Raw genomic sequence first — 23,855 nt, 5'->3', positions numbered from 1 at the left:
TAAATTTGGCTGTAATTTAAAATTATGAAAACGTTACTTGTGAATTTTCTTTGTCTGCTGATGTTGACGGCGATGTTTCTCGGTGCCTGTAATTCTAACGAAGTGGATCCTGTAACCACGGATGCCGTAACGCGGGATTCCGTTCCGGATATAGATGAATTTGTGGACGTAGACGACTCATTGAACCTCACCGTCATAGACTTTGACACGCAGCGGCCAGTGGCCGACATGCAAGTCTTTTTAACCACCGTCCATTTTGGCAATGGGACGGTTACGTTCTCAGATGTTACCCCTCTTGGAATATCCGACAAGTGTGGCCGTGTAAGCGGGCCAGCACCCCGAGCGCTGGCTTGGTCTACCGCACACGGCTACATAGACTCAACGCATTTTGTGTTGCTTTTTAGGGGAATTACGTATGGTGATTTTTATGACGCTGTGGAGATTGGGGAATCCAATAAGGAAATCATGGCCAAACGACCTTTAGTGTATAATTTCAAGACAACGGTCGATAGGTCTGTGCCGAGCGTGCGGCTTGATTGGACGACTCGCGCCACCCCATGGGGAACCTATAGCGCCAATGGTGGCGTTCAGCCCAACTATTACACGATTCCATGGGGGAAGAAAATTCACGTTTGGCGACAGACAATGAACAGTACGGCCTGGATGAAGGAAATTTTCAGTGTGGACTTCGTGGATGGCCGCAACGAAACGTTTACAGACCTTACGGCGAGCCCCGACAGCACATACCTTTATATCGTTTCTCCATATAACGATGCGGGCACCTCGCTGGGAGCGCCGGAGGTGACCATCGACATGAAGACCAGCACCGGTACCACAACGTGGTTGCCCCGTGCCAGCACCTGTAACTAATTAGCACAGTTTGATAGGTGCGGGGAGTCATCCAGGAGATTCATAAAAAAAACAGCCACGGACTCGTGGCTGTTTTTTTATGAGGTCAACCCCAATATCATCGTCTCCTATGCCTTCTTCAACAACAACTTCGCACTATAAAGATCCACAGCCGCTTGCAGGAACGCATTGAGCTTGGGCCAGTCCGCGGCAGCATAATAATTCTCTGCATAATGTTTCCGGATCTTTATCGTCACCGTCTTTCCATCGCTGGTGGCGGTTGATACAAATCCGCCAGCGGCGCTCTCTGTCTTTTTATTGAAATTCTCCAGGCCTTCAACCGTATAGCCCGCCGGTATGGTGAACGCAATGGTGTGGTCGAACGACCGGGCAAAGTCCTGGTAAATGTTGCGTGTGCGGTTCTTTTGATCATCCTTGATCTGCGTTTGCTTTTCGATGAGCCTGCCCAATTCCACAATGATATTGGGACCGGCCCGCTTGGTGAGGTTCTCCGCCGTAAACTCGTCCGTGTACTCCACCGACGGGTTCGCGTGCCACATGCCCGAACTCTTCACCGTGAGATTCTTGTAGTCCGACACTTTGATTTCCATTTCTTCTTCCAGCTCTTCCTTCATGCGGGTGTCGCGCGCGGTATAGTCCTGGGTGACACGTTGTCCGAATTTCGTTTTCTCTTCGTTATATTCTTTGATCAGGCCGTGCAAAAGGCGCGACCGCTCCACTTGGTATTTTGGCTGATCGTATTCTTTTAAATAATCGAAATCCGTCACCACGAGGTACTGGTGATACGTTTTGCTGTAGCCTTTAGCCGACACGTTTCGCTTGATCTGAAGTTTGGTGTTATCGCTTGCATCAAGAGCGGCCGTGATGTTGGTGAGCGTTGCATTCTGATCATCTTTGCTCACACGGATCGTGTTGCCCTTGGATGAATAGACAGAAAAGGCATCCGTGCCCTCAAGACTATAAGGGATCTCATCCGGCAACCGGAAGGGCGTGGGCCGGGCAATATACATGACCGGATCCGTGTCGATGCGGACCACAAAGTCGCAAGATCCCAACGATACCAGTTCCTCGAATGGTCCGTACGAACGGGCGGGGGCCAACAGCACGGTGTGTGGAATTTTATATTTCTTGCAGAAATGGTCTACCAGGAAGAAGAATTTGTCTGGCGGATTGTTCGAATTCAAAGGTTCACCTTGCTTGATTTCGAACAAGGCCTCCTTATAAATCGGATTGCGTACGAGGTAAAAGAACTCTTCGATCAATTTTTTGACGTCTTTTTCCTTTTTGAAGTTCACGTCCATGTAATCGACGATCACCCCGATGTCGGTAGGGTAGGTGCTGAAATAGTTCAGGTATTCCTTGGCGGTCTTGGTCACATCGGGTTTCATGTCTTCCTTTCTGACCCGGTAGCGAATGTGGGGTGCGCTGCGATAGGGATAATCCCACAAGATCTGGGGAGCCTTTTCACGCATTTCATCCTGAAGTGTATAGATGACGTCGTTGTCTTTTACTACTTTCTTGAATCCGGGCGCGCCATTATACGACGTGCTGTAGAGCTCCATCTGGTGTGGGACCATAAAGGTGATGGTTTGTTTTACCACGGGGTACTTGGCCTCCATCAAATCTTCGTCGCCAAAGTCGGGCATCGCCAGGCCTTCGGTTTTCAGGGCGATGAAGTAGTCTATAATGTCGCCTTCTGCCAGGTTGGGAATGGGGATCTTGAGATCGTCGCCGCTCCCGGCGTCGGCCTTCACGGCGTCCTTCAAGTCCACTTCTTTTTGGCTGCCATCGGGTTTGATCACCTTGATGCCCAGGATGCGATAGGAAGAAGCGCGGCCGAATAAGTTGGTGGTGATCGATTTGTTGTCGAACGAGATATCAGAGAAGTCGCCCACGGCGGCTTTGTCCTGCAGCTTGATGCGGAAATGGATGTTGAGCGTCTCCACATAATAGCGCTGTGCTCCAATGCCCACCTTCGTGGCAAAGTCGCATATGTACTCCCGGTGATAGGCCAGCAACACGGCCGATTCGTTTTTCCATTTTTCAGGCACCTGTGTGGCATTAAATTCAGCTGGCGCCTGACCCCAGATTTTCTGCTTCACTTTTTTCTCTACTTCAGACTGTGCCTGAGCTGCGACGATGATCAAAAACGGGACGATACATGCTAACAGAACTTTCTTCATGTCTATTTTTTTAAGATAATCTGACTATCATAAGCTTCTACCAGTTGACGGATGGCGGCATTCCACCGGTCGAACGATTTCTTTTTAATGACCCCCTCGGGCACAACCACTTCTTTGGTGTAAACCACCTTGTCGTTTGTTTTTGAATATTGGATGTTGAACGAAAATTCAGGGTCGTTGATGGTCACGTTCTTAGGTAGACTGGTCACCGCATAACCCTGGGGTACGCTCAATTCCACGACGGTCTTATTGTGGATTTTTTCACCAAAGTCGATGTCGCTTTGGCGTGTTGCCTTCACGGCCCAGTTTTTGAAACTTTTGGACGGGTCGATGTCGATGTAATACTCGTTGTTGAATGAGCTCACGGCGCCATTGTACGTGACATCACATTGCAGCGCCAGCGGACCGCTCCGTTCTTCGAGGTTGGGGAGCTTTAGATTGGTATTTTTTATGTTGTTGTTGCCCCGCGAAATGAAGTCGGTCATAAAGGCGTCACGCCGGTCCGTCTTGGTGTAATGATAGCTGTAAAGAAAATTCTTTTTGGCTTCTCCCTTCAACTCAATGGCATAGCTGCCCACCAGGTTGTCGCCATTCAACGAGGCCTTTAGCGTCCGGATGTCGGCGTCGCGATTTTTGTCGCTGGCCGTCACGTTGTCGGCGATAAATGTTGCTCCGTTCTCGATCATCACCGGGCGGCTTTGGATGCGTTCGGCATTCTCTCCGAAAGGCATGTATTTTTCGGTGGCATCGAGAAAATATTTCTTGCCGTTCAGCATCACCGTACAGATCATGTGATTGTTTACGGCGAGCGATGGAATAGAGTGGTCGTATAAAATGCGTTTCGTGCCGATCCAGGTGAGCCGCGCGTCATAGCCCGCAGTCTTCAGCATCTCCTTGGTGAGATTGGCCATGCCCTTGCAATCGCCATACCGTTTCTCGAACACACTCTGGGCCTCATCGGGCTTGAAGGCCGCCAGCCCATCTTCAAAAGCGATGTACCGGATGTTGTCCTGCACCCAATAATAGATGGCTTTGATCTTTTCTTCGTCGGTGCTCTTGTCTTTGATGAGCTGCATCACCGTAGCCTTGTACACCTCCGGTTTAGGCTGGAGCTTTTGTGCCAGGCTGGCGTACCATTGGTAAAGATCCTGTGGCGAGGTGAGCACGTTGGTCTTTTGCGAGGACGTGCCGACCGACTTCACCAATACCAGGAGGTGCGGATGATTGTACTGAAGCCCGCGGTCGAACGATTCGCTTTGCATACCGGGCATCTCTTTGGTGGTGTATTCCACGATGCGATTGCCATCGGCCACGCGTTCGGTTTTGGTGATGGGAAAATCGTCGAGATTGAATCCGCGGATCTCCACCTCCATGTCTTGCGGCAGTGTGAAGGAAATTGTCTTTTCCAACACGGGATATTTTTCCTGGAAGAAGACCGTTGTCAGGTATTTGGCATCGTTTAGTTTTTTGACACTGGTCACGTCCCAGACTTCACCCACTTCTTTGAGCTTGAGCTCTTGCATGCAGAATTTGCTGTCGTCAAAAAACAACCCTTCGCTGGTGTAGGTGCCACACACTTTGTTGGCGTCTGTCAGTCGCTGTTTGAGACTGCTTTCGGCCGTGAACGTCTCCACCTGCGAATTGCCGTCGTATACTTCCGACTCGTGGATCGCCTGGTTATAGCGCAGCGACAACAGTTTTTCCGAACGCGTCACCTTCACTTTCGCGCCCACGCGTGAATCCTTTGTCAGTACATAAGCAACATTGGCGCGGAGAACGGCCGCCGCTTCTTCAGGATATTTTGCTTGCAGCGTCTTGGCTTGTTGGGAAAAATCCTGGCCATGCAAAACGCCTGCTGTTAAAAGCAGGGCAACAAACAGGGGGTTATTCATAGGATAGGTTAAAGGGCCTTGGCAGAATAAACGTGTGACACAATCGTGTTCAAAAAATTTCAACAAAGATACAGGAAGGTGTATTTTTTCAAAAGGCCCATGGCACTGAGCGTCTCTCAAAGGGATTTGAACGCCCCGATCAGCAGGTTAACTTGGATTTTTTTTGATGTAAGCTGAATTTCTCAACCATGTCCAACATGAAAAATGAGGGGTGAAAATCGCCCCAAGGTGGCCCTGGAAAGGGGCCGACATGGGCAGGATCCATCAATTTTCAGGTTTTTGCTTCTAAAGGGTCTATCGCACTCCAACTGACCCGAAATAAAAGGCTACAGATTGGGCATAACTTACATCCGTAAGAAGTGCTATTGGTCTGATGCACAGGAAGCCAGCAGAATTAGCCCATGCTTATGCCGGAAAATCCAGTGGGTACCCTGGGCAGGGGGAAATTGCGAGGTCCTATGGAAACGTGTATTATTGCAAGCTAGAAACTAACGATGGCTATCATAAACCGTTTCGGCCCTGACCGATACTCCCTTTTTAAGATCCTTGCTTCAGTTATTGCGCTCCTTTTGTTTCAAGGCTGCTATGAGCCCAAAGGAAATTTCTTTGTGCCGGTTTCAAAGCCGCCGCCGGAGGGTATTGAAGTGAACCTGGCTGACGTGGACGACATTCTCTATGTTTACAAGCCTACTTCTTTTTCATACGCCACCAAACAAGGCGACTATACGCTCGTGAAGATCGAAGGCCTGCTCGACGGCACGTCGCTTTTTGATCCGGACAATCCAACGAAGATCGTCCTGGATCCAAAAAAATTCCAAGAAGGAAATCACGTTCTAAAGATTGAAGCCACCTTCCTCAGTTATTCTGGAACGCTGGCTTCACAAATCGGCCAGGAATATGAAACCCTCTCAAAAGAATACAACCTGGTCATCGATCTGACGGCCCCGCAGCCAGTGAAAATCAAAAAGTTCACCGTGAAAGACGGGACCTTTTACGTGACGTGGGAGGCACCGGAGAAAAAAAACTTCACGCACTACAAGGTCAGGCGCTATTCGAAATACGGAGATCAGTGGTCGGAGTATCAGAACACTTCGCTGGTGAACAACGATGTGTTGGTTTTCAAGGATTCATTGTATTTCGGATCGGACATTAAATATCAGATCGACCTGGTGGGCTACACTTTCGATGTTGCAGGAATTCCGTCAGACACCATAGTTAAGCCAACGATCATGACAATCAAACAGACCGGTGACAATACCCGTGAGCTTACCTGGACGAAATCACCTTTATATTCAAACATCGCTAATATCTTGGTCACCAAGGACTGGAGTAACATTTATACAACCTATCCCAACGAGGCCGGCGCAATCTCCCTGCAGCTTCCCTTTGGCGAGACTCCGACCTATTCCGCCTACACTACTTCTCCCTATGGCGAACAGCAGGGCAATTTTTTCTCCACGATGGTTTACGTTGGTAGACGGCTCGAATTCAAAGGACTAGGTGAAACCCTGGTGAAGACACCCGAGTGGTTTGGGAGTCAGGAAATCTTGATCAATTTCGATCGCAACACCCCTAAGGAAGTGTATTTCGTCAATTCCCAGACCCTGACCATTGAACGGAAAATTGATCTATCAGGGTATTTAACCAACAAGGGCAGCGGAGGAACCGGTTATGGCACCACCCCCGATGGGAGTAAATTCTACCTGTTCGTGAACGAAAACATCTATCAGTTCGATAAGGATTTTAATCTCATCAAAACCATCAGCATTCCTGAAATGACGCCATCGGTCTTTGCTTATCAGATAAGAGTCTCCAACCCGGGCGTCGCGGTGTTAGACACGCGGTTGCACGGGGCTGTGGTCGTCAACCTGGAAACCGGCGAGATCATTCAAAACAACATTCCTGACTACGCCTACAACATGGGTCTTTCCCCCGACGGAAAATATTATATTCAGAAAGGCGATGTCTACGCTATAACGGGCAACACGCCAAGCTATGTCGCCACCATCCCCGACGCGGCAAACGCACGTGTGCTGTCTTTCAAACCGAATGATCCCCAGGTGCTCATTGCCTATGGTGACGGAACCGTCGGACGGTATGATCTCCCATCCCAATCCCTGGTAACCCGCTTCGATCTCCCGGACTATCGCGTAACAAATTTTTCCTACGATCCCATCACAGGTTTATGCGGCGGTTACCATGGAACGTATCCCGATATCGAATACTTTGTTTTTGATGTGGACACCAAAGCCATCCAGCGCACATTTAAAGTGACAGGGGATTATTATCAACTCTATAACAACACCGTTTACGCCAGCAACGGCCTTGCCTTTCCCCTATGAAAAAATACGTTTTTCGGATATCTATTATTTTTTTTGGAATCCCCTTCGCTGCGCATGCGCAGAATTTGCAGATGGGGGGAGGGGCCACCTTCGGAACCTTTAAAATGCAAGCGCTGAAAGATTTCTTGAAACCATCATCCGGTTTCTATCTACCCGCTAAAGTGGTCGACAATTTTCCGTCAAACATCGGGTACAACATCTGGGCGAGCATGAATGTGATTCCGTCGTTTTCAACAGGACTGATTGTGGGGTTGAACTCTACCGGTGGTCGCGCCGCCTATAGTGACTACACAGGTTCATATACAAACGATATTCTGGTGCGCGGCATCTCAGTGGCCTCAACAAATCGATACCAGGTATACGAAACCCATCACGTTAAATTCTTTGCTGGACTTGATGCTGGTGTGATCTTCAATCGAATGGAAGTGAAGACCAACATCGTTGCCGAGCCCGCGTTTGTAGGCACGTTGGAGCGGAAGGCTAAGTCGACAAATGTGATGTTCAGCCCCGGCATTTCGGCCAGCCGGTCCTTTCACGGTTTTTTTGTCAATGCAAAGGTGCTCTATGAGTTCAATTCTGCGGGCGACCTTCAATGGACCAACTCCGTGGAAATTATGAACAGCACAAAGGCGGGTGAAACGGTGATGAACGTCAATGCGCCGGTCACGGTTCGGTGGGATGGCATCCGGTTGGGACTGGCTGTGGGGTATAATTTTAATCGAGATGGTGATGAAAAATAGAATGTTCCTGTTGTTTTGTGGCGCATGGCTTTTGCTGTGGTTCGCGGGATGCAGCGATGAACCGTCAGCAACAGAAGTTAACCTTGTTCGAATTACATATGTTTCGCAGGAGAGCGAATTCCTTTTTGCAGGGCGTCCGGTGAGACTCGGAGTGCAAAGTTTTTATCAAAGCTCGAGCAACATCAGCTGCGAATGGCATTTCGGCGACGGGGAATCCAGCAACGAATCCTATCCGACCCACACCTACACCTTCCCGGGTACCTACCGAATAACCGTGATCGCCGACCTGGGCAAAAAGTTCTCCCGCGACACACTCATCACCATCCTTCCCCCGCCAAAAGTTTTTGGTGCAAAGACGTCCAAAGAGACAGGGATTTTTTTGTATCAGGACAAAAGCCATTACTACCGCGTGCTCTATACCTCCGAAGGCACGGGCGCCCCACGTTTCGGACTGATGGCACTGACTCCTGAATTGGATTCGGTATATGCTAAACTACTTCCTTTTCAATGGGAACAGCGACAGTGGACTGTTCCACCGATGGTCAATACCCAGGAAAATTTGGTGGTGTTGAATAATCAGTTTTGGAGATTTGACCTCACGGCCAACCTGCTCGCGACGCAAACCATTCAAAGACATGATGTGGCACCACGGCTAACAGAAAACGCAGGTGAATACGATCTCACCAGCACCAACTACAACGCATCGCTGGTATTCATCGACCACCTTAATTCACAGGGTGAATTAACAGACCACCAGCAATACGATGTGAGCAAATCGGGCTATGACTATGCCGGTGTGACGTTTAAGGGAACGGACCAATTGTTGCTGCACTATAAAAAACCTGGGACTTTGAATACGCTATCCACTACTTTAGTCAGCAAAAGGAAATTGAATGGCGAGGTCTTGTTTGAAAAAGAGTATACACTTTCCGCCGTCTTCGATATTATTCCGCTTACGTCAGGCTATGTATACTCAGCCGAGGCGTATTTCGATTTCAACGGAAGCCCCACAGGCCCCGAAGCGTGGCACGTATCCACACGGGTAGACGAGAAAGGCGAAGTATTGTGGCAGGTCGACAATGCCGCCATGCAAGGCAGGGGTTATGGGATCGGCTATGGACCACCGCTCCAGGTATTGGAGATAGATGGGTTCACCTATATTTTTCAGGAAAACATGATCGGCACGAAGGTGGATCCCGACGGCAAAGTCGTTTGGTCGCGTTTCTTCGGATCGACGCGGTACGATATTTTCAATATGGCGATCGTGAACAATAAAAACAACCTTGTTCTGCTGGGATCACAAGACGGAGACCACTCCGACTTGATGCTCATGGAAATTGATCAGAATGGAAATCTGGTCAGCCATCCCTAGAGCGGTCGCGCTTTTTGCCCCGCACTGTAGTAAGTAACAACGTTGCTGAGGCGCGAAATCCTTGCAACTGGTCCCGGCACAAAGCGTCCCCGGCCCCACAACGTAGGAAATGCTATCAGTGGTCGCCACGGCTACAGTTTCGGCCGTTCTTTCTTCATTCTTCTGAACATGACAACGCTCGCATCCTTCTCGATTCGTCCAAGATAGGTGATAATAGAAATTTTGTGTGAAACCGTGGTGTGTCGCTTTATCTTACTTTTGATATTCTGATGACCTGTTGTAACGACTTCGTTCTCAATTCTAAAATCTGTACACCCGCAGGCAAGACAGAAAGATCCAGTATAAGCATTCCATTGGAAACCACCGGATTCTGGATGGAGTATAGCGGCTGGCCAAGTATGGAGAATACCGTTACGGAAAAAGTTCTTCCTATTTTTTGATCGGGTTTTACGGTAATACGATCTTCATAGGGTATTGGAAATACTTCCAGATTTTGATAGGCTCCTTGCTCAGCAGCCAAAACGATACAGTGTGAAACGTCCGGCACCGGCTTCGGTAAAATGACCGTTGAGGCCGGAGTGGATGAATTCAAGGTGACGGTGGCGGATGGCCAGCAGCCGGACATAAAGTACTTGGTAGGATTTAGTGAGTAATGGTAAACATGATTGCCATTCGGATCAACATCGGTATCGATAAAAGATCCTGCCTCGTCGTCGGCGGTGTAGGGTTGATCATAAATGGTGATCAATCCATGCTGGTCGCCATCAACACTCCTGTTAATGGCCAGTTGTCCTCCGGCCATAACACCAGGGTAAGGAAGATAAATAAGAGGGCTTGAATTATGCAATTTCCAGTCGAGTTTGATAAAGGACTTCGTATCGTCTGTGGATACTTTTAATTCGTAAAAAAAAGGCATGGAAACTTCATATTCCTGAACACCTGCGAAGGCCGGAACAGGTGCGGAGAATTGCCCGTAGACGCAATGATCAAAAACCAGCAGAAACGTGGAGTCCCATTTGTCGGCATGAACAGTAAAATGGGCCATTTCAAGAGGAGCGGTAGCCGTAAGGTTGCCGCAGTCGTCCGTCACGCCTAATGACAATAATGGCTCCAGTTTCGGGGGGTAGTCATTGCCAATGTGACCTGTAGTAACGGTAACCCCATAGCCCGGGATGGGAGCGCGGGTCTCTTTGTCAATGATGTGTACCCTTATGGGAACATCCGTTGCCAGACAATACAACGGGGTAGCCAACAGTAAGATCAAGGAGATGCGGATGAAAAGGCTTTGAAAGTTCATAGAATGAGGCTAAACGATAGTAAGAGGCATAAAATTAACACGATTCATTTTTGCGTGAAACCGCGGTGTGTTGCTTTATCTTACTTTTGATATTCTGACGACTTGCCGTGAAGTTTTCGTTCTCAATTCCAGGATTTGTAAGCCTGCTGGTAAAACGGAGAGATCCAATATAAGCTCCCCAGACTGGGAAAGTGTGGGATTTTGGATGGAGTATAGTTGCTGGCCCAGCACGGAGGATACAGTCAACGAAAAAGCTCGTCCAATTTTTTCATCGGGTTTTACCGTGATGCGATCTTCATAGGGGATTGGAAATACGTCCAGGTTTTGGTAGATGTCTTTTTCGGCAGCCAAGACAACGCAGTGGGAAACGTCTGGCACGGGCGTTGGCAAAATTGTTGTCGAAGCCGGGGTCGCAGAATTCAACGTCAGGCTTATGGTCTCCCAGGTGCTGCTGCATCCCGGTAAGCTTCGATAGTCTTTCGTGGGATTTATTCCGTAAACATAAACATGATTACCCACGGGATTAACATCTGTATCCACAAACGATCCGGTTTCGTCCGCAGTGTAGGTCCATGTGTAAACGAAGTCAGCAGCCGGGCTGCCGTCAACGCTCCGGGTGATGTGCAATTGTTCCCCTTTAATGAAGTCCGTGTACCCGGAAGCGACATAAACAGGTATCGTTGAATTGTGAGCTTTCCAGTCAAGTTTGATAAACGACTTGCTGTCATCCGTAGATACTTTTAATTCATAAACAAAGGGCTTGGAAACTTCATATGCCTGGACTGGCCCGAAGGCGGGAACTTCCTTGTAAAATTGTCCGTAGGCACAATGTTCAAAAAGAAGTATGAATGTGGAATCAACGGGCATGCCATGAACAGCAAAATTGGCTTTATCAAGTGGTGCGGTAGCGGTCAGGTTGCCGCAATCGTCAGTCAGGCCGAGCGTTGCAATGGGTTTGATGGCCGCGGTGGCATTGCCGAAATAAGCAGTAGTAAGGCTCACCTTATAGCCCTGAATAGGAGCGCCACTCTCTTTGTCGGTGATGTGTATCTTTATGGGAACGTCTGTTGCCTGACAATACAACGGTGTAGCCAATAGTAAAATAAGGAAGATGCGGATGAAAAGACTTTGATAGATCATAGCATGAGAGCTAAACGATAGTAGAAGTGATAAAATTAATGCGATTCATTCAATTTCCAATCCACAAAAAAAGGAGGTCACGTTGAGTTTCTGTTTGAATTGCACGCTTACCCACACAAACGTAAACAGATGCTTATCGGTTGATCCGTGTGGATCTAAAACGTCGCGAATGGAGGCAAATGGAACTTGCGTTTTTAACCTTAGTCAGAAAAACTTAATGCTAATTTAATTTCAAAGGAATCGCTGGCGGCACAAAAACAAAAAAGACAGCCCAAATTTCTTGGTAACTGTCTGATTTTCAAGTGGGCCCAGCTGGGAACGATCCAGCGACCCCCTGATTATGAGTCAGGTGCTCTAACCAGCTGAGCTATGGGCCCCTTTCCATACCGGCCGTCATTTTGGCGGTTTGAAAAAGTGCTGCAATGTTACATATTTGAAGTTGAATACACAAAACTGAAAACCGTGCAGCGCGATCCTTCCATCAAAAATCTCATCTTCGACCTCGGCGGCGTCATCCTCGATCTCTCCATCGACCACACCCTCCAAGCTTTCACCAAACTCTCGGGTATGGACAAACAAAAGGTGACCGACCTGTTCCATTCTTCAAAAGGATTTGAAGTCTATGAAATGGGCATGATGAACGATGAGGATTTCCGGTCGTTTGTCCGGACCGTCTATGGCGTCACGGCTTCCGACGAAGAGATCGACACGTGCTGGCTGGCCATGTTGCGGGGCATCCCCGTGCGAAAGCTGGAACTTTTGGAACGGTTGAAAAATTCTTACCGCGTTTTCCTGTTGAGCAATACCAACAACATCCACTTGGTGCACATCAACAAGAACATGCTCACCAACAGCACGTCGCTCGACCAATTCTTTCACCGTGCCTACTATTCGCACGTCATGAAAAAGCGCAAGCCCAACGCCGACATCTTCCAGCAAGTACTGGACGAGAATGGCCTGGTGGCCGAAGAAACCCTCTTCCTCGACGACAATCTGCCCAACCTCGAAGGCGCCCGCGCCCTGGGCATCAAAACCCTGCACGTGTCCCATCCCGATATCATCCTCGACTATTTCCATGAGCAATAGAAAGAGAGGGATCATCCAGGCGGTACTATTCATTACGACAGTCATCACCACCACGCTTGCCGGAGCCGAGAACACATTTGAGAAATCCATGTTCCTGGGCAACCTGACCTGGGAAGGTTTTCTTTCCGGTTTTCAATTCTCCATTCCTTTTTTGTTGATCCTCACGGTGCACGAATTTGGTCACTACTTCACGGCCATGTATCACAAGGTGAAAGCGACCTTGCCTTTTTATATCCCGGTGCCACCCTTGCCGTTATTCAACATCGGCACGTTGGGTGCGGTGATCCGGCAGCAACGCGCGGCTTCCACAAGACAGAGTTTTGATATTGGCATAGCCGGACCGTTGGCGGGCTTTGTCATGGCCATGATCGTCCTTTTTTATGGATTCACGCACTTGCCCGACCCGGAATATATCTTTCAGATCCATCCCGAATTCAAAGCCTATGGTTCGAATTATGCAGAAAAAGTATATCAGCCGGGCGATGATTTAGCGGCTATTTTGGTAGGCGATAATCTGATTTTCAAATTCTTCAAAACCTACGTGGCCGATCCCGCGCGAATTCCCGATCCGCACGAGTTTATGCATTACCCCGTGCTGGTTGCTGGCTACCTGGCCTTATTCTTTACCTTTCTTAATTTGTTGCCCATTGGTCAGCTCGATGGTGGGCACGTAGTCTACGGGTTGTTCGGCTACAAAAAACACAGGATCATTGCTACCGTATTTTTTATTGGCTTTACTTTTTATGCTGGCCTGGGGGTGTTCAGCCCCACCAATTTTCCGACGCAGGATTTGAGCGTTTCCGTGCCCTGGATCCTGGTGGCCATAGGGTTTGCCTACTTCACATTCCTGGGACTAGGGTTGTCCAAACGCGACACGCTTATGTATGCGCTGCTCATGATCGCCGTACTGTTTGTCCTGGGGCGGCTGAAGCCGACATGGCAGGGGTATTCTGGCTTCTTGCCATTCGCATTTTTCCTGGGACGATTTGTGGGCATACGGCATCCGCCTTCGGACATCGAGGAGCCGTTGGACGGCAAGCGCGTGTTGTTGGGATGGATCGCCTTGATCATCTTCCTCCTTTGCTTCTCGCCGGTGCCGTTCGACATCGTCACCGTAAAGAAAGTACAGGCCGTCCTCAGTTCACCAGTCGGTTCTTTCTCCACTTGCTTTGCTGGCCTTCCGATAGGTTAGCCGCCGGCGCCACAGCTTTTTCCTGCTGCTGCAGCATCACCGCCAACGCGGCTGCTAGCTGCTCTTCTTCCGCGACGGCGTCTTGCTGAAGGACCGCCGGTTTGAAATAGTTCTCTACAAAGCGCGTGTCAAAATTGCCGCTGCGAAAAGCTTCGTGTTGCATCACGAAAAGACAAAAGCCCAGCGTTGTCTCCAGACCGGTGATGTCGTATTCGCGGATGGCGCGGATCATTTTCTCGATGGCGTTTTCGCGCGTGTCCGCATAGCAGATCAGCTTGGCGATCATGGGGTCGTAGTAGAACGGAATGTCCATGCCCTGTTCAAAACCATCGTCCACGCGGATGCCGATGCCTTGGGGGCGATTGTAGGTTTGCAGACGGCCGATGTCGGGGAGGAAATTGTTGGCCGGGTCTTCGGCGTAGACGCGTATTTCTACGGCATGGCCGTTCATGGTCAAATCCTCTTGTTTGAAGGGAAGGCTTTCGCCCTCGGCTACTTTGATCTGCAACTTTACCAGGTCCAGGCCCGTGATCATTTCCGTGACGGGGTGCTCCACTTGCAGGCGCGTGTTCATTTCCAGGAAGTAGAAATTGAGATTCTCGTCGAGAATGAACTCCACGGTGCCGGCGCCATAATAGCCGCCGGCTTTGGCCACGTTGATGGCCGCTTCACCCATCAGTTTTCGTTTCTCCGGCGTAAGCACCGACGAAGGCGCCTCTTCCACCACCTTTTGATGGCGCCGTTGGATGGAGCACTCGCGTTCGAACAGGTGCACCACGTTTCCTTGCTGGTCGCCAAACACCTGGAATTCGATGTGACGGGGTTTGGTGATATATTTCTCAATGAACACCGAGCCGTCGCCAAAGGCGGACTTGGCTTCGCTGGTGGCGCGTTCCATTTGCTCGTCGAATTCGCTTTCTTTTTCCACCACGCGCATGCCTTTGCCACCGCCACCGGCGCTGGCTTTGATGAGGATGGGGTAGCCCACTTCGGCGGCGATCTTTTTCGCTTTGCCGATATCGGAGATGGGCTCCGCCGTTCCGGGCACGAGCGGTACGTTGAATTTGGCCACGGCGGCTTTTGCGGCAAGTTTGCTGCCCATCAGTTCGATGGCTTTTGCCGAAGGACCGATAAAGATGATGCCCGAGTCTTCGGCCAGTTGGGCAAAGTCTTCGTTCTCCGAAAGAAATCCGTAGCCAGGGTGGATGGCATCGGCACCGGTTTGTTTTGCGGCCGCAATGATCTTGTCCATGCGCAGATACGACTCCGAAGAGGGGGGAGGGCCGATGAACACGGACTCGTCGGCGTAGCGCACGTGCAGTGCCGCACGATCGGCTTCGCTATAGACGGCCACGGTTTTTATGCCCAGCTCGCGGGCGCTGCGCATCACGCGCAAAGCGATCTCGCCACGGTTGGCGATGAGGATCTTTTTAATTTTCGGCATGATCAAAAAGTCAAAATGAACACGGTTGTCATCGATTTCGTCGGCACATTTCCCCGACCCATCTCAAATGTATCAAATACCCGAAATCGCACGGCACGAAGTTCTTAAAATTGCCTTCACGTTTTTGTTTTTTTTTGTGCTTAACCCCGGTTGAGTTTTTATTTCGGCATGACATCACCGTAAATGTAAGTTTAATGATGTTTTTTAACCGTAGGGCATTAAGTACAAGGCTGTTATTTAGGTTTTTTCGTTATTTTTGGCGCAATTTTAATTCAATCAAGACGCAATGGTAGATTTATTTGAAAAGCTCAGAATGGAGGCCGGACCCCTGGCCAAGTATTCACACCTTCCGGATGACTATTTTTTCTTCCCCAAGTTGGAAGGCGAGATCGGTCCCCGCATGATGTTCAACGGCAGAGAAGTATTGAATTGGAGTTTGAATAACTACCTCGGGTTGGCCAACCATCCCGAAGTGAGAAAAGCCGATGCGGATTCAGCCGCGCAATACGGCATGGGCCTTCCCATGGGTGCGCGCATGATGTCGGGCAACTCGGTGCACCACCTGGAGCTCGAGCGCCAGTTGGCGGAGTTTGTGAAGAAAGAAGACGTGATGTTGCTCAACTTCGGCTATCAGGGCGTAGTGTCTATCATCGACGCGCTGGTGGATCGCAAAGACGTGATCGTTTACGACGCAGAATCACATGCTTGTATCATCGACGGCGTTCGCCTGCACATGGGCAAGCGTTTTGTCTATTCCCACAACGATATGGACAGCCTGGAGAAACAACTCCAGCGCGCCACCAAGCTGGCCGACGAAACCGGCGGCGGCATCCTGGTCATCACCGAAGGCGTTTTCGGGATGTCGGGTAAACAAGGCGACCTCAAGGGCGTAGTGGCCCTGAAGAAGAAATACAATTTCAGATTGTTTGTCGACGATGCACACGGCTTTGGCACGATGGGCAAGACCGGCGCAGGCACAGCCGAAGAACAAGGCGTACAGGATGAAGTAGATCTGTACTTCTCCACGTTCGCAAAATCGATGGCCAGCATTGGTGCCTTTGTGGCCGGCGACAAGAAGATCCTCAAGTACTTGCGCTACAGCGTACGTTCGCAGATCTACGCGAAAAGCCTTCCCATGCCACTGGTGATCGGTGCCATGAAACGCCTGGAATTGCTAAAGAAAAACCCCGAATTGAAGGATAATCTCTGGAAGATCGTAAACGCTATGCAGGACGGTCTGAAGGCCCGTGGCTTCAATATCGGCACCACGACATCGCCCGTTACTCCCGTGCTTTTCAAAGGCGGCGTAGGCGAGGCTGCCAACATGTCGATGGATCTGCGCGAAAACTTCAACATTTTCTGTTCGGTGGTGATCTATCCTGTTGTCCCTAAGGATGTTATCATGTTCCGCATCATCCCGACCGCCGTTCACACGCTGTCCGACGTAGAGATGACTTTGAGCGCCTTCTCCAAGCTCAAAGAGAAGCTCGACAACGGGTTTTACAAGGAAGAAGTGCTGGTGTCGGTGACCAAGGGAATGTAAAAAAAACCGCTTTTTGAGTGGGTTTAAAAGGTTTTTTTCTAAATTGGCAGTAAGAAACTAATTTTTAATCCTAAAACTCTAATAAAATGCAAAAGTTTGAAGAGCTCAAGAATCTCATTGCTTCGCTTGAAGGAGATGCTGACAAATTCTATAATAAAGGCAACAGCGCCGCTGGCACCCGTGTAAGAAAGGGTATGCAAGATCTGAAAAACCTTGCGCAAGCTATTCGTTCTGAGGTTCAGGATATAAAGAATAAAGCATAAGCCCCCAGCTATCCATCCGCCGGAAACAACAAAATATAAAGGGATAACTTGAAGAAAGTTATCCCTTATTTTTTGGGCGCTTTTTGATGAGAATCTATTTCTTGATGTCGGCCATCAACCGCTCGATCTTTGTTTTCAGGCCTTCGGAAGGGCCCGCCAGCGGAAGACGCACATAGGGCGCAATGATCCCCATTTTCGACAGCACGTATTTAATGCCCACCGGATTGGCTTCCTCGTACATCGGGCCATTGATTTCCAGCAATTTCGCCTGCTCCAGGGCGCCTTTCGGAAAATTTCCGGCAAAGGCATGCTCCTTGATCTTCCTGAAGATCTGCGGATAGGCGTTCGCCAAAACGGAGATAACACCTTTGCCGCCGAGGGCGTAGAGGGGCAGGGCCCACATATCATCCCCCGAAAGGAGCAGGAAATCCTTGGGCATTTCCTTCGCGATCTTCAGGAATTGCTCCATGCTGCCACAGGCGTCTTTTATGCCGATGATGTTCTTATGTGCTGCCAACCGCAAAGTGGTCTCTGCGGTCACATTAGAGCCCGTACGGCCCGGCACGTTGTAGAGGACCACCGGAATGGGGCTGGCTTCGGCCACGGCCTTGTAGTGCCTGTAAATGCCTTCCTGGGAGGGCTTGCTATAATAGGGGCTCACCGACAGGATGGCCGTCACACCGCGCAGGTCTGCGGCCTTGATCTCGTCGATGACATGGGCCGTGTTGTTGCCCCCGATGCCATAGACAATGGGAAGGCCCTTGGGATTATTATCCTTTACGAACTGGAGCACCTTGGCCTTTTCCTCGTCCGAACAGGTAACGGACTCGCCTGTGGTGCCCATCACCACATAGTAGTCGACACCCTTGGCGGTGTGCTGGAGGAGTTTTTTTAAGGCCTTGTAGTCTACTGCTAAGGTCTCCGTAAACGGCGTGACCAATGCCACGCCTGTTCCGTAAAGTTTTTTCATTTTTGGCTTATTTTATTTGGGTTGTGTACTTGTGCATGCTGTCGATCATGTCGCGAAGGCTGCTCTTGGATTCGATCATGAATTCGAAATACGGGAGGCCGTCATCCCAGGCGCATCCCACGCGGCACTTGGCCTGGCTGCGGGCCAGGATGTTGAGCACCAGCGGATTGGGCGTGATGTCGAGATAATATAAAAAGTCGAAAGGGATCTCTGCAAAGTTAATGGCGTCCGGCGAGGTGATGTCGCCCAAAAAGGAGAGGTCCTTTTCGGAGAAGAAGTTGAATTTGAATTCGTAGTTGTCCTTGTTGTTGGGCAAAAATTCCAGCACCTCCACCTGTTTGCCGTCGTGTTCAAATTTTCGGATCAGCTCTTTTACGGTTTCGTGTTTCGGTTTGTCCTCTACGCTGAAAATGATGCCGATCTTTTCCGCTTTTTTATACGATACGGTGCTCCGGACTGCCTTATTGTTCTTCAGCAACCGGTCCGTCCTCATTTTTAGAAAATTCAGCTTTATCAAGAGTTCTAGCGTTATTTATCCCTTCATCAATTTTTCAAAATCCTGTTCGGAAATAATCGTTACACCGAGTTTTTCCGCCTTTTCGCGTTTTGAAGGCCCCATATTATCACCTGCCAGCAAATAATCCAACTTTCCGGAAACAGAAGACAACACGCGACCCCCATTCTTGAGGATGATGTCCTGTAATTCTTCCCGTTCGTACTTCTCAAAAACGCCCGAGATCACGAACGACTTGTTTCCGAGCACATCGCTTTCTTTTTCCGGTTCCTTGGCCGTGCTTTCAAAATGGAGCCCAGCGGCCTGGAGGCGTGCGATCTCGCGCTGACTTGGCGGGTTGCGGAAGAAATCAAAAACCGTTTGGGCGATTTTTTCACCGATCTCCGGGGCGGCCAGCAATTCCTCTTTAGTGGCGGCGGCTACTTTTTCGATGGTCTTGAAATAGCGCGCCAGCTTCTCGGCCACGGTCTTGCCCACATAGCGGATGCCGATGGCAAACAGTACACTCTCAAACGGCACTTCGCGCGATTTGTCGATACCGGCCAATAGATTTTGCGCCGATTTTTCCTTGAAGCCCTCCAGCCGGAGCAAGTCTTCCTTCTTCAGGTCGTAGAGATCGGCTGGGCTTTTGACAAGCCCGAGCACATAGAGTTGCTCGATCGTTTTTTCACCCAGCGAATCGATGTCCATAGCTTTGCGCTGGATGAAATGTTCGATGCGTCCCCTGATCTGGGGTGGACAGCCGTCGAGGTTGGGGCAATAGAAGGCGGCTTCGCCTTCCACGCGCACGAGTTTGGTGCCACACTCGGGGCATTTATCGATATAGACCACGGGCGAACTTCCCTTGGGGCGTTTCTCAAGTTCCACGCCGGTGACCTTCGGAATGATCTCGCCACCCTTCTCAACAAAAACATAATCACCGATGCGAAGGTCCAACCGGGCGATCTCATTGGCATTGTGCAACGACGCGCGCTTCACGGTGGTGCCGGCCAGGAAAACAGGCTCGAGTTCGGCAACAGGGGTCACGGCCCCCGTACGACCCACCTGGTAGGTGATGCCGTTCAGCCGCGTGCTGATGCTCTGGGCTTTATATTTATATGCGATGGCCCACCGGGGACTTTTCGCGGTGAAGCCCAGTTGGCGTTGTTGTTCGAGGCTGTTCACTTTGATCACCACACCATCGGTCTCCAGCGGCAACTCCTGCCTTTTGTTTTCCCAATGCTGGATGTAGTCGAGGACCTCCTGGATATTCTTGCATTTCTTGTAGGTAGGCGATACGTTGAAGCGCCACGACTCGAGTTTGTGGATACTTTCTTCGTGGGTCTTCAGTCCGGTTTCGTCGCCCAGCAGATAGTAGGCAAAGCAATCCAGTTTCCGTCGCGCCACTTCGGCGGAATTTTGCATTTTTAGTGTGCCCGAAGTGGTGTTGCGGGCGTTGGCATATTTTTCTTCGCCAATGTCTTCGCGCTCCTTGTTCAATTGCTGGAAGACATGCTTAGGCATGAACACTTCGCCGCGCACTTCAAACGTGGGAGGAACGTTTTTGCCTTTTGCTTTCAAGGGAATGTTGCGGACAGTCATCACGTTGGCCGTCACATCGTCGCCACGAACACCATCGCCGCGGGTGACGCCGCGGGTGAGCATGCCGTTCTCGTAGGTGAGGCTGATGGACACGCCATCGAATTTGAGTTCACAGAAATATTCGTAGGGCTCGCCATCCAACGCTTTGGCGATGCGCCCGTCGAAGTCCTCCAGCTCTTCCTGGCTGTAGGTGTTGCCCAGTGAGAGCATGGGGTACTTGTGGTAGACCGTAGCAAACTCCTTGGTGACGGTGCCGCCCACCCGTTGCGTGGGGGAGTGGGAATCCTTGAATTGGGGAAATTCTTCCTCCAGCGCGATCAGTTTCTCCAGGAGCTTGTCGAACTCCAGGTCGCTGATCTCGGTGCGGTTCTGTTGATAGTAAAGATCGTTGTGATGGTTGATCTTTTCCGTGAGTTTTTCGATCTCTGCTTTTGCCTGTTCGGGTTTCATAGGTTGCGTAAACACTCGGCCATAAAGCTAGAAAAATTTAGTGTTTAATGTCCCATGCGGGCGTCATCAACGCGCGTGATCAGGCAATTACTTTTGTGTGGGATCTTCGTAGGCTTTCAATCCTTCCTGGATGTCGATGGTATTGTTCTTGATCTCCACATCGGCCATGCGTTGTGAGGGATCGATCTGGACAAAGGCGATGTCGTCTGCTTTGTGCGCCACCTTCACGGTATAGGTGGGATTCACCCAGGGCCACGCCTCCAGGTCGGTGCGTGGAATGGTTTTGTCTTCTACGGGTTTGTTGCCCAGCGTTTCGTTGAGGGGGACATAGAACATTTCTTTAGAGCCATCCTTGTAGGTCACCAACAGGTCTACCGGCATGGGGAACTCGCCGATCCGTTCCAAGGTCACATACGTGCTGCCCTCCTGGTCCACAACACTTTGAATGCCGTAGTCGATCTTCTTCGTGGTGAACACCCAATAGCGCAAATACCACCCCAACTGCAATCCTGAAACTTTCTCCATCACCCGGATGAAATCGTTTGGTTCGGGATGTTTGAATTTCCAGGTGTTGTAGTATTGGCGCATGCCTTTGTAGAAATTTTCTTCGCCGATGATATACTTCAACTGGTGAAGAAAGATGGTGCCCATGGAATAGGCCGCTGTGCCATAGGCGGCGTTGGTGTTGTAGTGATCGGAATGCTGGCTGATGGGCTCTTGCAGGCCGCGTTTGATGAGTGCGAAATAGCTGGTGTAGCTTCCCTGGTGTGCCTCGGCCACTGGCGTGTTGAAGAGCGCGGCCTTGGATTCGTGGCTGGCAAAATCGGTATAGCCTTCATCCATCCAGGCATAAAGCGATTCGTTGGAGGCGAGCACGCCCTGGAACCAACTGTGCGACACCTCGTGCGACATGACGCCTTCCAGCGCGGCAAAGGTTCCTTCACCCATGATCAACGTGCACATGGGATACTCCATGCCGCCGTCGCCACCCTGGATGATGGAGTAGGTTTCGTAGGGGTATTTGCCAAAGGTCTTGTTCATGAACTCGAAATGCTTCACGGCATAGGGCTCCATCTTGGCCCAGTTCTCGGTCGTTTTTTCACCTTTTTGATAAAAGAAGTGCAATTCGGGCCCGTTGGGCACCTGGGCTTTGTCGTGGGTGTAGTCGGGGTCTGCCGCGAAGGCAAAGTCGATCACGTTCTTGGCCACGAAGTTCCAGGTGAGCTCTCCTTCGGGTCGCTTCACGGCGGTGCCCGCTTTTTCATAGTTGTAGCCGATCTTGTCCGCATTCATCAGTTTGCCGGTGGCGGCCACCACAAAGGAGGGATCGAGGGTGATCTTCACATCGAAATCGCCCCACACGCCATGAAATTCGCGGGCCACATAGGGATAGGCATGCCAGCCGCGGTAGTCGTACTCGGCCATTTTAGGATACCATTGGGTCATGGAATAGGCAATGCCCTCCTTGTTGTCGTGGCCGGAGCGCCGGATTTGGATGGGCACTTGCGAGTCGAACTTCATGTCGAACACGGTCTTGGCATTGGGAAGGATCGGTTTGGCAAGGGTCACTTCCAGGATGGTGCCGTTCACGAGATAGCCCACATCTTTGCCGTCTTGCTTCAGGCTTTGGATGTGCTGGTAGCCGATCTCATTCTCTTTCAGATAAAAGATGCGGTCTTTCACGCGGGGATCGGGATCCGGATAGTTGCGCGAGCGTACATCCATCATGCTGCCCGGCTGGAACGCGTTGAAGTACAGGTGGTAATAGACTTTGTTGAGCGTGTCTTTGGAGTTGTTATAGTACACCAGCTTTTGCGTGCCGGTGACCTTGTGCGTCTTCACATCCAGCCGCACGTCCATGGTGTATTCCACGCGCTGCTGCCAGCGGTAATCCTGTGCTGAAATGGGGTGGATGATGATGAAAAAGAAGAAAATAAGAAAGACACTCGCAAATTTTAACATTCCGCACACGTTTGAATAACGTGCGCAAAATATTGAAAACCCGGTAGCTTACAAAGGGAATTTATTCTTCCTGAACCCCTTAAAAAAGTAGGTGAGGCTGCCGGAAAGAAACGAGCTTTCCGAAAGCGTGAGGGGCTCGCCGGGCAATGCCTTCGGGATGTTGTAGGTGTAGGTAAACGCAAACCCCCAATTCTTAAAACCCACCGAGAGCGGAATGCTGATGGCATAGTTCATGACGCCAAACACATTGGTGGTGGTCTGCACCAGGCTGTAGGTAGTGCCGTATTGTCTGAAATTTTGAATCGCCTCCCGCAAGGACCTGGGCGCCACATAGTCGAGCGTGGTCAGGGTTTCGTTTCCAAACAAAGCGAAAAACGAGGGCGAGATGGCAATGCGATCGATCCCCTTGAGATTTTTCTTTTCCAGGATAACGCTCACCCCCGGCATGATGCGGTGCACGTGCGCATCGCCAAAGTAGTAGGAGTAATTCACGCTGAGCAACACGGGCTTGAACTCGAGCATGGGCGTGACAGAGAGTGTGTTCTTGTAGGGAATATAGGCGTCGTCGCTGGGCGTATTGTAGAAATAGCGGTCGTATTCGCCCATCACGGAAAATCGCTTCGAGAAGCTGTGCATATAGCCGGCCGAGGCGATGGTGAGGTAATAGGAAGGCACAAAGTCCTTGCTCCAAAATCCGGACACGTCCGCGAACAATCCTGACTTGTGATAGTAGGAGACCCCCGGTGCCAACCCGAAATTTTCGATCCCCAACGTGCGGCCTGCTGAAAGCACGTTGCTGTTGTATCCCATGCGCACGGCAAATTGCGACCGGATCGGTTCGCCATAGGTGAGCAGGCTGTCGATGAGGTTGAAGATGGTGAGCGAATCTTCAAAGGTCAACGCATCGTCTACACCCGATAGTAAAAGGGAGTCTGCTTCCTGGGCAAGCAATGAAGCCCCGGATGCAGACAACAGAATAGTGAAGAGCCATCTTCTACACCAATGCATGTCCTG

The 23,855-nt window shown here is 50.3% G+C and carries 18 protein-coding genes and 1 tRNA gene; 8 read left to right on the top strand and 11 right to left on the bottom strand.

Annotated features, from left to right (window positions below):
• Nucleotides 1-24 precede the first annotated feature (24 nt).
• Nucleotides 25-870, top strand: coding sequence for a hypothetical protein (locus tag BUB30_RS03285; RefSeq protein ID WP_073131029.1), 846 nt, complete (start codon nt 25-27; stop codon nt 868-870).
• A gap of 107 nt (nt 871-977) precedes the next feature.
• Here the strand turns inward: BUB30_RS03285 and BUB30_RS03280 are convergent, their stop codons facing one another.
• Together BUB30_RS03280 and BUB30_RS03275 are read right to left on the bottom strand one after the other, a co-directional pair.
• The gene (locus tag BUB30_RS03280) at nt 978-3,053 is read right to left on the bottom strand and encodes a DUF3857 domain-containing protein (protein ID WP_073131026.1); all 2,076 of its coding nucleotides are present in this window, start codon (nt 3,051-3,053) and stop codon (nt 978-980) included.
• 2 nt (nt 3,054-3,055) lie between these two features.
• Nucleotides 3,056-4,945 carry a transglutaminase domain-containing protein gene (locus tag BUB30_RS03275; RefSeq protein ID WP_073131025.1) on the bottom strand — a complete coding sequence of 630 codons (1,890 nt, stop codon included), beginning with the start codon at nt 4,943-4,945 and terminating at the stop codon, nt 3,056-3,058.
• Nucleotides 4,946-5,439: 494 nt separating this feature from the next.
• On the opposite strand from BUB30_RS03275, the gene BUB30_RS03270 reads away from it, so the two are divergent.
• The 3 genes from BUB30_RS03270 to BUB30_RS03260 are packed head-to-tail and all read left to right on the top strand — an operon-like array spanning nt 5,440 to nt 9,399.
• Nucleotides 5,440-7,287 (top strand): fibronectin type III domain-containing protein, encoded by a 1,848-nt coding sequence (locus BUB30_RS03270; RefSeq protein WP_073131023.1) that lies wholly within the window; start codon nt 5,440-5,442, stop codon nt 7,285-7,287.
• A complete protein-coding gene (locus tag BUB30_RS03265; RefSeq protein WP_073131021.1) occupies nt 7,284-8,027 on the top strand; it encodes a hypothetical protein in 744 nt (247 codons plus the stop codon). The genes BUB30_RS03270 and BUB30_RS03265 overlap by 4 nt, the downstream gene beginning before the upstream one ends.
• Nucleotides 8,017-9,399 carry a PKD domain-containing protein gene (locus tag BUB30_RS03260; protein WP_178377005.1) on the top strand — a complete coding sequence of 461 codons (1,383 nt, stop codon included), beginning with the start codon at nt 8,017-8,019 and terminating at the stop codon, nt 9,397-9,399. The genes BUB30_RS03265 and BUB30_RS03260 overlap by 11 nt, the downstream gene beginning before the upstream one ends.
• Before the next feature lie 247 nt (nt 9,400-9,646).
• On the opposite strand, the gene BUB30_RS03255 is transcribed toward BUB30_RS03260, so the two are convergent.
• From BUB30_RS03255 to BUB30_RS03245, 3 genes are all read right to left on the bottom strand, one after another.
• Nucleotides 9,647-10,696: a T9SS type A sorting domain-containing protein gene (locus BUB30_RS03255; RefSeq protein WP_073131017.1), complete on the bottom strand. Its 1,050-nt coding sequence runs from the start codon at nt 10,694-10,696 to the stop codon at nt 9,647-9,649.
• A 75-nt stretch (nt 10,697-10,771) separates the two neighbouring features.
• Nucleotides 10,772-11,836, bottom strand: coding sequence for a T9SS type A sorting domain-containing protein (locus tag BUB30_RS03250; protein ID WP_073131015.1), 1,065 nt, complete (start codon nt 11,834-11,836; stop codon nt 10,772-10,774).
• Between the two features lie 303 nt (nt 11,837-12,139).
• A tRNA-Ile gene (locus BUB30_RS03245) sits at nt 12,140-12,213 on the bottom strand.
• On the opposite strand from BUB30_RS03245, the gene BUB30_RS03240 reads away from it, so the two are divergent.
• Together BUB30_RS03240 and BUB30_RS03235 are read left to right on the top strand one after the other, a co-directional pair.
• The gene (locus BUB30_RS03240; protein ID WP_084137872.1) at nt 12,206-12,922 is read left to right on the top strand and encodes an HAD family hydrolase; all 717 of its coding nucleotides are present in this window, start codon (nt 12,206-12,208) and stop codon (nt 12,920-12,922) included. The two genes, BUB30_RS03245 and BUB30_RS03240, sit on opposite strands and share 8 nt — an antisense overlap.
• Nucleotides 12,912-14,114, top strand: a complete 1,203-nt coding sequence (locus BUB30_RS03235; protein WP_073131013.1) for a site-2 protease family protein — start codon at nt 12,912-12,914, stop codon at nt 14,112-14,114. Before BUB30_RS03240 ends, BUB30_RS03235 begins: the two co-directional genes overlap by 11 nt.
• Here BUB30_RS03235 and accC read toward each other — a convergent pair.
• A complete protein-coding gene (gene accC / locus BUB30_RS03230; RefSeq protein ID WP_073131011.1) occupies nt 14,059-15,558 on the bottom strand; it encodes an acetyl-CoA carboxylase biotin carboxylase subunit in 1,500 nt (499 codons plus the stop codon). The genes BUB30_RS03235 and accC overlap by 56 nt on opposite strands.
• 286 nt (nt 15,559-15,844) lie before the next feature.
• On the opposite strand from accC, the gene BUB30_RS03225 reads away from it, so the two are divergent.
• Together BUB30_RS03225 and BUB30_RS03220 are read left to right on the top strand one after the other, a co-directional pair.
• On the top strand, nt 15,845-17,101 hold the full coding sequence (locus BUB30_RS03225; protein WP_073131009.1) for an aminotransferase class I/II-fold pyridoxal phosphate-dependent enzyme: 1,257 nt from the start codon (nt 15,845-15,847) through the stop codon (nt 17,099-17,101).
• A gap of 86 nt (nt 17,102-17,187) precedes the next feature.
• Nucleotides 17,188-17,364: a histone H1 gene (locus tag BUB30_RS03220; protein ID WP_073131007.1), complete on the top strand. Its 177-nt coding sequence runs from the start codon at nt 17,188-17,190 to the stop codon at nt 17,362-17,364.
• A gap of 94 nt (nt 17,365-17,458) precedes the next feature.
• Here the strand turns inward: BUB30_RS03220 and dapA are convergent, their stop codons facing one another.
• The 5 genes from dapA to BUB30_RS03195 all read right to left on the bottom strand — a co-directional run bounded on the left by dapA (nt 17,459) and on the right by BUB30_RS03195 (nt 23,849).
• Nucleotides 17,459-18,334 carry a 4-hydroxy-tetrahydrodipicolinate synthase gene (gene dapA, locus BUB30_RS03215; protein WP_073131005.1) on the bottom strand — a complete coding sequence of 292 codons (876 nt, stop codon included), beginning with the start codon at nt 18,332-18,334 and terminating at the stop codon, nt 17,459-17,461.
• Nucleotides 18,335-18,341: 7 nt separating this feature from the next.
• Nucleotides 18,342-18,851 carry a DUF6913 domain-containing protein gene (locus BUB30_RS03210; protein WP_394333992.1) on the bottom strand — a complete coding sequence of 170 codons (510 nt, stop codon included), beginning with the start codon at nt 18,849-18,851 and terminating at the stop codon, nt 18,342-18,344.
• A 15-nt stretch (nt 18,852-18,866) separates the two neighbouring features.
• Nucleotides 18,867-20,879: an NAD-dependent DNA ligase LigA gene (ligA, locus tag BUB30_RS03205; protein WP_073131002.1), complete on the bottom strand. Its 2,013-nt coding sequence runs from the start codon at nt 20,877-20,879 to the stop codon at nt 18,867-18,869.
• Nucleotides 20,880-20,966: 87 nt separating this feature from the next.
• Nucleotides 20,967-22,841, bottom strand: a complete 1,875-nt coding sequence (locus BUB30_RS03200) for a M1 family metallopeptidase (protein WP_073131001.1) — start codon at nt 22,839-22,841, stop codon at nt 20,967-20,969.
• Between the two features lie 48 nt (nt 22,842-22,889).
• Nucleotides 22,890-23,849, bottom strand: a complete 960-nt coding sequence (locus BUB30_RS03195; protein WP_143164741.1) for a hypothetical protein — start codon at nt 23,847-23,849, stop codon at nt 22,890-22,892.
• Nucleotides 23,850-23,855 lie beyond the last annotated feature (6 nt).

This window comes from Chryseolinea serpens, assembly GCF_900129725.1.
GTDB classification, from domain to species: domain Bacteria; phylum Bacteroidota; class Bacteroidia; order Cytophagales; family Cyclobacteriaceae; genus Chryseolinea; species Chryseolinea serpens.
This window is presented reverse-complemented; position numbering and strand designations above follow the sequence as displayed.